The 11,995-nt window shown below is 67.4% G+C and carries 10 protein-coding genes; 6 read left to right on the top strand and 4 right to left on the bottom strand.

The genetic code is table 11. The features are described from left to right. The first annotated feature begins 90 nt into the window (after window positions 1-90). The 5 genes from ACZLIF_RS16230 (at window position 91) to ACZLIF_RS16250 (ending at window position 8,256) form a co-directional block, all read left to right on the top strand. Window positions 91-2,523, top strand: coding sequence for a TonB-dependent receptor plug domain-containing protein (locus ACZLIF_RS16230; RefSeq protein ID WP_128988423.1), 2,433 nt, complete (start codon window positions 91-93; stop codon window positions 2,521-2,523). A 158-nt stretch (window positions 2,524-2,681) separates the two neighbouring features. Then, window positions 2,682-3,440: a trehalose-phosphatase gene (gene otsB / locus ACZLIF_RS16235; RefSeq protein WP_053517008.1), complete on the top strand. Its 759-nt coding sequence runs from the start codon at window positions 2,682-2,684 to the stop codon at window positions 3,438-3,440. Between the two features lie 40 nt (window positions 3,441-3,480). Further along, entirely contained in the window at window positions 3,481-5,262 is a 1,782-nt protein-coding gene (locus ACZLIF_RS16240; protein ID WP_053517094.1) for a glycoside hydrolase family 15 protein, read from the top strand. Continuing rightward, window positions 5,259-6,623 carry an alpha,alpha-trehalose-phosphate synthase (UDP-forming) gene (gene otsA / locus ACZLIF_RS16245; RefSeq protein ID WP_053517011.1) on the top strand — a complete coding sequence of 455 codons (1,365 nt, stop codon included), beginning with the start codon at window positions 5,259-5,261 and terminating at the stop codon, window positions 6,621-6,623. Before ACZLIF_RS16240 ends, otsA begins: the two co-directional genes overlap by 4 nt. A gap of 322 nt (window positions 6,624-6,945) precedes the next feature. Next, on the top strand, window positions 6,946-8,256 hold the full coding sequence (locus tag ACZLIF_RS16250) for an OmpA family protein (protein ID WP_128988425.1): 1,311 nt from the start codon (window positions 6,946-6,948) through the stop codon (window positions 8,254-8,256). A gap of 25 nt (window positions 8,257-8,281) precedes the next feature. On the opposite strand, the gene ACZLIF_RS16255 is transcribed toward ACZLIF_RS16250, so the two are convergent. The 4 genes from ACZLIF_RS16255 to rluD are packed head-to-tail and all read right to left on the bottom strand — an operon-like array spanning window position 8,282 to window position 10,959. Beyond that, window positions 8,282-8,698 (bottom strand): thiol-disulfide oxidoreductase DCC family protein, encoded by a 417-nt coding sequence (locus ACZLIF_RS16255; protein ID WP_053517013.1) that lies wholly within the window; start codon window positions 8,696-8,698, stop codon window positions 8,282-8,284. Further along, complete coding sequence (locus tag ACZLIF_RS16260) at window positions 8,673-9,179, bottom strand: DUF4166 domain-containing protein (protein ID WP_128988549.1); 507 nt, start codon at window positions 9,177-9,179, stop codon at window positions 8,673-8,675. The genes ACZLIF_RS16255 and ACZLIF_RS16260 overlap by 26 nt, the downstream gene beginning before the upstream one ends. 20 nt (window positions 9,180-9,199) lie before the next feature. Next, window positions 9,200-9,970, bottom strand: a complete 771-nt coding sequence (gene pgeF / locus ACZLIF_RS16265) for a peptidoglycan editing factor PgeF (RefSeq protein ID WP_128988427.1) — start codon at window positions 9,968-9,970, stop codon at window positions 9,200-9,202. Next, window positions 9,970-10,959 (bottom strand): 23S rRNA pseudouridine(1911/1915/1917) synthase RluD, encoded by a 990-nt coding sequence (gene rluD, locus ACZLIF_RS16270; protein ID WP_053517019.1) that lies wholly within the window; start codon window positions 10,957-10,959, stop codon window positions 9,970-9,972. The genes pgeF and rluD overlap by 1 nt, the downstream gene beginning before the upstream one ends. A 113-nt stretch (window positions 10,960-11,072) precedes the next feature. Between rluD and ACZLIF_RS16275 the strand changes: the two genes are divergently transcribed. Further along, a complete protein-coding gene (locus tag ACZLIF_RS16275; RefSeq protein ID WP_053517021.1) occupies window positions 11,073-11,960 on the top strand; it encodes an outer membrane protein assembly factor BamD in 888 nt (295 codons plus the stop codon). The last annotated feature ends 35 nt before the right edge of the window (window positions 11,961-11,995 follow it).

Consider the following 11,995-nt stretch of genomic DNA (forward strand, 5'->3'; position numbering starts at 1 on the left):
ATCACGCGAAGATAATATATCGCTTCATCCGGATGGATGTAAGTGAAACTATCTCCCCCCTTCCCCGTCGTCGTTGTTGCTGGAGCCCCCATGTCCGCCCGCCTGCCCGCGTCGCCGCTCGGCCTCGCCATTGCCCTTGCGCTCTCCCCCATCGCCCCGGCCCTGGCCCAGGACGCCACCAACCTCGACACCGTGATCGTCACCGGCACCCGTGCCGCCGACCGCACGGTGCTCGAATCCACCTCGCCGGTGGATGTGCTTACCGCCGAGGACATCCGCAAGGCCGGCGTGGTCAACGGCGAACTCGGCAGTGCGCTGCAGGCGCTGTTGCCGTCGTTCAACTTCCCGCGCCAGTCCAATTCCGGTGGCGCCGACCACGTCCGCGCCGCGCAGCTGCGCGGCCTGTCGCCGGATCAGGTACTGGTGCTGATCAACGGCAAGCGCCGCCACCACACCGCCCTGGTCAACACCGACAGCAAGATCGGCAAGGGCACCACGCCGGTCGACTTCAATGCCATCCCTGTCAGCGCGATCAAGCGCATCGAAGTGCTTCGCGACGGTGCCGGCGCGCTGTATGGCTCCGACGCCGTGGCAGGTGTCATCAATGTGATCCTCGACAATGGTGGCGACGGCGGCGAGATCGAAGCCAGCTACGGTGAAAATCACACCGATCTGAAGCCGATCGGCCGCACCCTTACCGATGGGCAGGCCGGCAACATCAGCGCCAAAGTGGGCACCTCGCTGGGTGAGGACGGTGGTTTCCTGCGCGTCGGCCTGGAGTACAAGCACCGCAACGGGACCAACCGCGCCGGCTTCGACCAGATTCCACCGTGGGACCAGACCCCGGACAACCTGGCACTGCAGGGCAAGCGCAACTACGTGCTGGGCGATGGTGAGAGCAAGGACATCAACCTGTGGCTCAACACTGAAATCCCGGTCGGCCAGACCTCCACCTTCTACGCGTTCGGTACCTTCAACCAGCGTGACACCGAAGGCGCGAACTATTTCCGCTACCCGGACGGCGAGGCCAACTGGAAGGAGGTCTATCCGAACGGTTACCGGCCGGTCTCCGAAGGCGAGAACCGCGACGTGCAGGCGGTCGCCGGTGTGCGCGGCCAATGGGGTGAGTGGAGCTACGACGGCAGCCTGGACCATGGCCAGAACGATTTCACCTATCGCCTGCGTGATTCGCTCAACGCCTCATTGGGCCCGGCCAGCCCGACACGCTTCAAGACGGCTGATTATGAGTACGCTCAGACCGTCGGCAACCTGGACCTGAGCCGTGTGTTCGCCCAGAGCGACAGCATCAGCCATACGCTGGGCCTGGGCGCGGAAGCGCGCCATGAGCGCTACCAGACCCGTCCCGGCGACCCCGCCAGCTATGCGGCCGGCCCGTTTACCGACCGTCCCACCGGCTCGCAGGCCGGCGGCGGCCTCACGCCGCAGGATGCCGCCACCCTGTCGCGCGATGTGGCCAGCGCCTATGCCAGCCTGTCCAGCCAGTTCGGCGATCACTTCTCCAGCGACCTGGCTGCGCGCTACGAGCACAGCGATGATTTCGGCGGCGAACTGACCGGCAAGCTCGGCCTGCGTTACCAGTTCACCCCGGCTTTCGCCCTGCGTGGCGCGATCTCCAACAACTTCCGCGCCCCGTCGCTGGCACAGATCGGCTACGAGTCGACCTCCACTGGCTACAACGCCGGCGGCCAGCTGGTGCAGGGCCGGCTGCTGTCGGTCAACAATCCGATTGCCCGGGGCCTGGGCTCGCAGGACCTCAAGCCCGAAAAGTCGATCAACACGTCGCTGGGCTTCACCAGCCGCATCGGTGAACACTTCGACCTGTCGCTGGACTTCTTCCAGATCGACATCGATGACCGCATCGCGCTGTCCGAAAGCATCACCGGCGATGCGCTGACCGATTACGTCGCCGCCAACTACGGCGTCAGTGGCCTGCAGAGCGCCAGCTTCTTCGTCAATGCCGCCGATACACGTACCCGTGGCGCCGAACTGGTCAGCAACTGGCGGCAGGCGCTGGGCGATGGCCAGCTGCTGCTGACCGGCACTTACGCCTACACCAAGACCACGCTGAAGAACGTGCTGGCCACGCCCGCACAACTGCAGGCGCTCGATCCGGACTATGTGCTGTTCGGCATCGAAGAGACCAACACGCTGACCGACGCCACCCCGCGCACGCGCGGCAGCGTCTCTGCAGCGTGGAGCAATGACCGCTGGTCACTCAGCAGCCGGGTGAACCGCTATGGCAGCGTCACCCGTGTCTTCAACTTCGGTGACGGTTACATTCCGCGCCAGACCTACCAGGCCGAATGGCAGCTGGATGCAGAAGTGGAGTATCGCATCAGCGCCCGATGGAGCGTGGCCATCGGCGGACAGAATCTGACCGACAACTACCCGGATCGATCCAATGAGGACATCCATTACTTCGGCAATCTGCCCTACGACGTGCTTTCGCCGATCGGCAGCAACGGCGCTTACTACTACGGCCGCGTCCGTTACACGTTCTGACCGCGGCTGACGCGTGTCTGCGGTGGTGCGGACCGTGGGTCCGCACTGCCCCGCTCCGGTACCGCTCCCTCGTGCCGGCAACCGACAGACAGCGCCGACGCACTGTCGTCGCCTGCTCTCGACCCCACGTACACGCCCACGCTGGCAGGCTGGGCGTCATGGCTGAACCGCTCCCCCTGCGTCCGCCACCTCCATTGCTGGACGATGCCTGCGCGTTGTTCCTCGATGTCGATGGCACCCTGATTGAATTCGCTGCACGACCGGACGCCGTGCAGCTGCTGCCCGATGTGCGTGAGGCCATCGGTCGTATCAGCGACCGCCTGGAAGGTGCCGTAGCACTGGTCAGTGGCCGTCCTCTGGCACAGCTTGACCAGTTGTTCGCGCCTCTGCAGCTGCCTGCGGCCGGCCTGCACGGCCATGAACTGCGTGGCCAGGACGGACGCGTGCTGCGCGACGAACATGACGATGACACCGCCGAATGGCTGCATGCCCTGCATCAGCAGGCGATGCGGTTTGCCCATGGCCATCCCGGGGTACTGGTGGAAGACAAGGGTGTGGGCCTGGCCCTGCACTGGCGCGAGGCGCCGCACGCTGGAAGCGAGGTGCGGGCGTTCGCTGACCGCCATGTGCGCGGTCGCTCCAGCTACCGCCTGCAACCCGGCGATCACGTGGTCGAGTTCGTGCCCGTCGGCACCGACAAGGGCCGCGCGATCCGGCGGATGATGCAGTACTTGCCGTTCCGGGGCCGCCTGCCCGTGTTCCTCGGCGATGACCTGACGGATGAATTCGGATTCGACGCCGCCAACGGCCAGCATGGCTGGAGCGTGCTGATCGGCGAGCGTGAACCCAGCGCCGCCGTGTTCGCGCTGCCTGACATACGCAGCGTGCACGCCTGGCTGCGCGAGAATGCCTATTGACCCGGCCACCCCCACGGCCGCAACCGAGATGTACCGCGTGATGACCCAACCCGATCTTGATCTGGGCGTGGTCGGCAACGGCAGCTTCGGCGCCCTGGTCGACAAACATGCCCGTGTCGTCTGGAGCTGCCTGCCCACCTTTGACGGCGACCCCACCTTCTGTGCGCTGCTGGGCCCGAACCAGCAGACGGGCGGCGACTTCGCCGTCGAGCTGGAGGACTTCGCCGACAGCGAGCAGGAATACCTCACCAACACCGCCATTCTGCGCACCGTGCTGCGCGACACGCATGGAGGTGCGCTGGAGATCCTCGATTTCGCGCCACGCTGGCGGCAGAACGACCGCTTCTACCGGCCGGTCAGCCTGATCCGCCAGGTGCGGCCATTGGCCGGCAGTCCCCGCATCGTCATCCGCGCACGGCCGCTGGCCGACTGGGGCGCACGCGTTCCCGAATCCACGTGGGGCAGCAATCACGTACGCTGGATCCTGCCCGACCACGTGCTGCGGCTGACCACTGATGTCCCGGTCCGGATGGTCCGTGATGGCCTGCCGTTCGTGCTCAACCACCCTGTGCACCTGATCCTGGGCGTGGATGAATCGCTCAACCGCTCGATCAGCGGCTATGTGCAGGAAGCGTTCCAGCGCACGCGTGACTACTGGCGCGAATGGGTGCGCTATCTGTCGATCCCGCTGGAATGGCAGGACGCGGTGATCCGCAGCGCGATCACTCTCAAGCTGTGCCAGTACGAGGACAGTGGGGCGATCATCGCGGCGATGACCACCTCCATTCCCGAAGCTCCCGGCAGCGTGCGCAACTGGGACTACCGCTACTGCTGGCTGCGCGATGCTGCGTTCGTGGTGCGTTCGCTGAACCGGCTTGGCGCCACCCGTACGATGGAGCAGTTCCTCGGCTACATCTTCAACCTCGCCACCACCGACGGCACGCTGCAGCCGCTGTACGGCATCGGATTCGAGGCCAAGCTGGACGAGGATGAAGTTCCCAGCCTGTCCGGCTACCGTGGGATGGGCCCGGTGCGCCGCGGCAACCTGGCCTGGGTGCAGCGCCAGCACGACGTGTATGGCAGCGTGGTGCTGGCCTCCACCCAGCTGTTCTTCGATCGTCGCCTGCAGGACCCCGGGGATGCCCATACCTTTGCCCGGCTGGAACCGCTGGGCGAACAGGCCTTTGCCCTGCACGACGTCCCCGACGCAGGCCTGTGGGAGTTCCGCGGCCGCACCGAGGTGCACACCTACACCAGCGCGATGTGCTGGGCCGCCTGTGATCGCCTGTGCAAGATCGCGGTGAGGCTCAAGCGCGATGACCGTGCACGCTACTGGCGCGAGCGCGCCGACATCATCCACGCGCGCATCATGCAGCGGTCCTGGAGCGAATCGCTGGGCCACTTCACCGACACCTTCGACGGCCATCGCCTGGACGCGTCGCTGCTGCTGCTGGCCGACATCGGCTTCATCGATGCACTCGACGCGCGTTTCATCGCCACGGTCGAGGCCATCGGTCGCGACCTCAAACATGGCAATTCGCTGTACCGCTACATCGCACCGGACGATTTCGGCGAGCCGGAAACCAGCTTCACCATCTGCACCTTCTGGTACATCGATGCGCTGGCGGCGATCGGGCGCATGGATGAGGCACGCGAGATGTTCGAGACGCTGTTGAAGCAGCGCAACCATCTTGGTCTGCTGTCGGAGGACCTGGCCTTCGACAGCGGCGAGGCGTGGGGCAATTTCCCGCAGACGTATTCGCATGTGGGTCTGATCACGGCAGCGATGCGCCTGTCGCGTTCGTGGCAGGAGGCATCATGAGTCGTCTGGTGGTGGTCTCCAACCGCGTTGCCGTGCCCGGCGAGAACCGCGCCGGCGGCCTTGCGGTGGGCCTGCTGGCTGCGCTCAAGGAGCGCGGCGGCATGTGGTTCGGCTGGAGTGGCAAGACCGTGCGTGATGGCAGCGGCGCGCTGCATGAACAGCAGGACGGCGACATCCGCTTCGTCACCATGGACCTGAACAAGCGCGAGGTGGACGGCTACTACAACGGCTTCGCCAACCGCACACTGTGGCCGCTGCTGCATTTCCGCCTGGACCTGGTCGACTATGACCGCGGTACGCGCGAGACGTATCACAAGGTCAATGCGATGTTCGCCGACAAGCTCGCGCCGCTGCTGCGCGAGGACGACATCGTCTGGATCCACGACTACCATCTGATCCCGCTGGGTGCCCTTCTGCGCGAGCGCGGCATCGGCTGCCGCATCGGCTTCTTCCTGCACATCCCGATGCCCTCGGCGGACCTGCTGCAGGCCATGCCCGACCACCTGCGGCTGTTCTCCGCGCTGTATGCCTATGACCTGGTGGGATTCCAGACGCAGCGCGATGCCGACCGCTTCCAGACCTACCTGCGGCTGTTCGGCGGCGGTCGCGTGCTCGACAACGGCGAACTGGAGGCCCCGGGGGGGCGCCGCTTCCGCGCTGCCGCCTTCCCGATCGGCATCGACACCGGGCTGATCGCGCGCCAGGCCAGCACCGCAGCGGCCAAGGCCGCCGTGAAGAACCTGCGGGCCAGCCTGCGCGATCGGCAGCTGGCCATCGGCGTGGACCGCCTGGACTATTCCAAGGGGCTGCCCGAGCGTTTCCTCGGCTTCGAACGTTACCTGCAGCGCCATCCCGACCAGCGCGGCACCCTGACCTACCTGCAGATCGCGCCGGTCTCGCGCGGTGATGTCACCGAGTACCGGCAACTGCGCAGCCAGCTGGAACAGATCGCCGGGCACATCAACGGTGGCCATGCCGAGCCGGACTGGACGCCGCTTCGCTACGTCAACCAGAACTTCACCCATGCCACCCTCACCGGCTTCTACCGTGCGGCGGCCGTCGGTCTGGTCACCCCGCTGCGCGATGGCATGAACCTGGTCGCCAAGGAGTACGTCGCCTCGCAGGACCCGGAGGATCCGGGCGTGCTGGTGCTGTCCCTTCTGGCCGGCGCCGCCGATGAACTGAAGCAGGCGCTGCTGGTCAACCCGCACGATCTGGACGGCGTGGCCGATGCCATCGCCACGGCCGCCACCATGTCGCTGCGCAAGCGCCAGGAGCGCTGGCACGCCATGATGGAGCACCTGCGCACCTACGACATCAACCATTGGCGGCGCAGCTACCTGGACGCCCTCGAAGGCTGAATCAGGCGCATTCTGTACGCCGAAACTTGACGCTTTTGGCTCGAAAGTAATTGCGCATGCAACCATCCCGCAGCTGTGGCGTGATCTCCACAGCCGCTGTCGCAAGTGGCACTCAGGCAGGCGAACGTCCTGCTGCCCCAAGGCTTCCCGCCAGCTGCGTGGCGTCCTCGCGACGCCATCGCGGAAAACGAAAGAAAATGAACCGGCGATATTTCATTTCGCATTGACGCGACCTCCCCACAGTGGCGCCCCCAGAGCTCCTGCAATCGACAGAAGCCGCACCGTGCACGACTGCGTGCACATCACTCCGGGGATCCACTGCATGCACGCGTACGACCGTTTCATCGAAGAAGCCAGCCACCGCCTGGGACTGGGCCATCGCACCCGTTGGGTGGTTGATGTGATTGCCGGCTGGATAGCCTCCCACCCGCGGGGACTGGACGGACTGGAGCAGACCTTCGAGCAGGCGGGCCTGGGGGTTCACTTCCGATCCTGGCGGCGTCCCGGGCAGCCGCCGCTGCCGGTGCTGGCCAGCGACCTGCAGCGTGCGCTGGGTGATCCGGTCATGGACCGGCTGGCCCGGCGCAGCAGACTGTCATCGGGGGCGTTCCGGGTCGTGGCCTGCGATCTGCTGCCGGGGCTGATCGCATTGACGTCCCAGCCCATCGAGCCGGCCCCTTCGGAGCCGCGCCAGCTGCGCAACCGCCCGCAGCGGCAGCGACCGCAGATGGCCGGCACCCTGCTCACCCCGCGGGTGCAGGGCATGGCCCTGCGCAGCCTGCTGTGGATGATGGCCGCCGTGGTCGTGCTCGGCGCTACCGCATGGCTGCAGCTGAAGGCACGCACGCCGCTGTGGACGCCACAGGCGATCGTCCGCGAGCACGACGCGCGGCTGTTCCTGCACCAGCGCGGCGCGCAGGTCTCGGTCCATGGCAGCCTGCCCAGCGACGCCCTGCGCCGCCGCCTGTGGAGCGCGTTGATTGCGGTGCATGGCGCAGGGCACGTCAGTGGCCGTATCGAGATCGATCCGCAGGCCCGGTCGCCGCGCTGGTTCGAGCGCCTGATCCGCACCCTGCCCTGCCTGCAGGGCAACGGACTGCGCCTGGAGTTCGCCGGCAACCAGCTGGATATCGACTCCACCGCCCTGAGCGAAGAGCGGCGCCTGGCGATCTCGCGGCAGCTCCGCCAGGATTTCCCCGCCCTGCGGATGAGTGGGCTGTGGGGTCCGGGCCGGGCGGCATTGTCGCGGCTGCCGGCCGATGCCGGCGCCGCGCAGCGGATCGCTGCGCTGAACCTGACCCGGCTGGAGTTCCATCCTGGTTCCAGCGAACTGCGCGGCAGCTCCAGCGAAACGCTGCAGGTGGTGGCTGAGGCATTGCGCAGCACTGCGCCGGGCACACGGGTGGAAGTGGCCGCGCACACCGACAGCCAGGGCGCGTCCGAGGCCAACCGGCAGCTCAGCCAGCAGCGTGCGGACGTGGTGGTGACGGCGTTGCAGGCGCATGGCGTGCCGGCACCGATGCTGGTCGCGGTGGGGCACGGCGAAGAGCATCCGGTAGCCGACAACCGCAGCGAGGACGGCCGCGCGCGCAACCAGCGCATCGCCTATCGGCTGCTTGCGGCTCCGCACTGACACCGCGCGCGGACCGACCGGCGCATCAGTCCAGGAAACGGCCGGCCTGCTGCGTCGTCGGCAGCGTGCAGCGGTCGTGACGACCGAACCAGCGGTATCGGTTGCGGGCCAGCCTGCGATAGGCGGCATCCCGCCAGCTGCGCGGCAACAGGCGCAGCACGCCCGCCAGCCGCCATGCGCCTCCCAGCCCGGTCAGCACGCGCAGGATCGCGTCCGTGTCAGTCCAGGCGCCCTGCTCGTCCAGCAGCAGAAAGGAGCGCGGGTCCTGCGGATCCAGCCCATGGCTGCGCAGCAGCAGGCTGCCATGCGTACCCTGCATCGCTGCGAAGCGATAGCGCCCGTGGCGGTCCACGCGCAGCAGGAAACGCACCCAGCGGCTGCACAGCGCACAGACGCCATCGAACACGATCACTGCGTCACTGCGCGTCGAGCCAGCCTTCATAACGGATCAGCGCTCCAATCCAGGGCAATGTCACATCAACCAGGAAAGTGTAGCGCTCTGCGGCCCAGGCCTCGCGGCAGCGCACGCCGTCGAACCAGCGCGTCGGCAGCGGCAGCAGGCCGAACACGCGGACGCTGCGCACTGACCAGTCGATGCCACCGTCGCGCGCCCGCAGCTCGAATCCGAAGTGCACCGCACCGAGCTGCTCATGCAGACGGCCTTGCTGTGCCCACAGCCGCGACACCATCGGCCAGCGCCCGAAACGTCGCGCCCACTGCTCGCCTTGCCCGCAGGCGCTGAACACCACCTCGACCGGCAAGGCGTGCCCCTCCTTCGGCAGCCGCGCCAACGCGGCCAGCACGGGCACCAGCCAATGCCGGCCCCGTTCGATCCGCGCCTGTCCGGTACGGCGGCACGGCAACGGCGCTGCATGCAACGCCTGCACCGGTGCTGCCAGGGTGGCGAAGGCCGGCCCCAGCACCTGCGCGAACAGCGGCACGGTCAGGGAGCGATCCAGGCCAGCGTTGCCATGCGGCCGGTACGACGGTCGCGACGGTGCGAATACAGGTCCGGATCGGCAATGGTGGAGATCGTGCCGCCAGACACCTGGGCCGGGTCCACGCCCACGGACTGCAGGCGCTGGCGGGCCAGTGCGAACATATCGACCTTCCAGTGCCCCGCGCGGGTGGCCACGAAGGCGGCGGCCGCCGCCGGTTCGTGGCCGACGAAGGCCTGATACACCTCTTCGCCGATCTCATAGTCGGCAGGCCCTGCCGCCGGGCCCAGCCAGACCCGCAGCTGCGACGGCGCGGTGCGCATCGCGGCTACCGTGTGTTCCAGCATGCCATCGGCCAGGCCGCGCCAGCCCGCATGGGCCGCGCCCACTTCGCTGCCGTCGGCGGCGGCAAACACCACCGGAAGGCAGTCCGCGGTCAGGATGGCCAGCACCACCCCCGGCACCGACGTCACCGCGGCATCGGCCACCGGCTCGCTGGCCCCGGCCACTGGCGGGCCATCAAAGCGCAGCACGGTGGTGCCATGCACCTGGCGCAGCCAGTGCGGCGCGGAGGGCAGCGCCAGTCCCTGCTGCAGCAGTTGCCGGTTGTGTTCGACGTTGGCCGGCGCATCTCCATCGGCTGCGTGCCGGTTGCCCAGGTTGAACTGGGCAAAGGGTGCCGGCGAAATGCCCGCGCCGTGCCGGCGTGTGGTCAGCGCCCGCACGCCCGGCGGCGCCGGCCAGTCAGCCTGCAGCAGCGGCAGCGCGGTCGCCATCACCAGCGATCCCGCTCGCGTTCGGTAAAGGCCTCGCTGTCTTCGCGCAGCACCTTCATCAGGTGCAGCATGTCGTCCGGTACCGGCGCCGAATTGCGCACCGGCTCGCCGGTGATGGGATGCACGAACTCCAGCGTCTCGGCGTGCAGGGCCTGGCGCTTGAAGCCACGCAGCGCGGCCACCAGTTCGTCGCTGGCGCCCTTGGGCAGCTTCAGCGCACCGCCATACAGCGGGTCGCCGATGATGGGGTGGCGCAGGTGCGCCATATGCACGCGGATCTGGTGGGTGCGGCCGGTTTCCAGCCGGCATTCCAGCGCGGTGTGCGCCCGGAAGCGCTCGCGCAGGCGGTAATGGGTGATCGCGTCCTTGCCGTCTTCGCGCACCGCCATCTTCAGGCGGTCGCGCGGATGACGGTCGATCGGCGCATCGGCGGTGCCGCCGGCCACCAGAGCGCCCATCACGATGGCCAGATACTGGCGGTGCACATCACGCGCGGCCAGCTGTTCGACCAGGGCCGTCTGCGCCTCCAGGGTGCGGGCGACCACCATCACGCCGCTGGTGTCCTTGTCGAGGCGATGCACGATGCCGGCGCGCGGCAGAACCGCCACCGACGGGTCGCGGTACAGCAGCGCATTGACCAGGGTGCCGCTGTGGTTGCCGGCACCCGGGTGGACCACCAGGCCGACCGGCTTGTTGATCACCAGCAGGTGCTCGTCCTCGAACAGCACGTCCAGCGGGATGTCCTCCGGCTGGGCGTCGGTCTGGGTCTCCAGCACCACGTTCAGGGTCACCACCTCGCCACCGCGCAGCGGATCGCGCGGCCGCGCCTGGGCGCCATCGAGCAGGACGTCGCCGGCCTTGATCCATTCGGTCAGGCGTGAACGGGAGTACTCGGGGAACAGTTCGGCCACGACGGCGTCGAAACGCCGGCCGGCGGCGGTGTCGGGGACGATGGCCTGGCGGGCCGATTCGGAGGGTTGTTCAGACATGGCAGGGGGGTATCTTTGAAATTTTGGGGTCCCGGCGGTCGGTTTCAGTCGCAGGACAGGACACTAGGCTATCATCGACCCTTCGTATTCCAGACGCGTCCCGCCTTGACCCCATGATCCGACGCTCCGCCATGCTCTCCGCGCCCGTCCGCCTCACCGCCCTGCTGCTGGTGCTGGTCATCGCCGCCACCGGCTGCCATCGCGGCGCCAAGAAGGGTGATCGCCCCGACGAGGGGACGCCGGTCGAACAGCTGTACGAGAAGAGCCACACGCTGATGAAGGGGGGCAACTGGAGCGGCGCCGAAGCCAGCTTCCGTCGCCTGGTGGCCCAGTACCCCTACGGCCCGTATACCGAACAGGCGATGATCGAAACCGCCTACGCGCAGTACAAGGCCGGCAAGCACGACGATGCGGTGTCGAGCATCGACCGCTTCATCCGGACCTATCCGACCCATCGCAACATCGCCTACCTGTATTACCTGCGCGGCCTGGCCAACTCCAACCGCAATACGGTTTTCCTGCGCCGCGTATGGTCCCTGGACCCCAGCCGCCGTGATCTGTCCACGCCGCACCAGGCGTATTCGGACTTCAACATCGTCGTTGACCGCTACCCGAACAGCCGCTACGCCGCCGACGCCCGCCAGCGGATGATCGAGCTGCGTGACGTATTCGCCCAGCACGAGCTAGACAACGCGCTGTACTACATGCGCCGTGGCGCCTGGGTGTCGGCCGCCGGCCGCGCCAACTACCTGCTGGAAACCTATCCGCAGAGCGCCTTCCAGTACGACGCCGTGGCGGTCCTGGCCGACTCCTACACCCACCTGGGCAACAAGACCCTGGCCGACGATGCCCGGCGCGTGCTGGAGCTGAACCAGCCCGATCACCCGTGGCTGGCAGGCAACTGGCCGAAGTACCCCTGGATGATCCGCAAGCTCAACCCGTTCGCAGGCGAGAAGTCCGCCAGTACCGGCCAGCGCAACGCGCGGCTGGAAAAGAAGTAAGAAAAGGGCCCCGCAAGGGGCCCTTCCTTTTTGTG

The organism is Stenotrophomonas sp. 2201_Sma, from assembly GCF_056486685.1.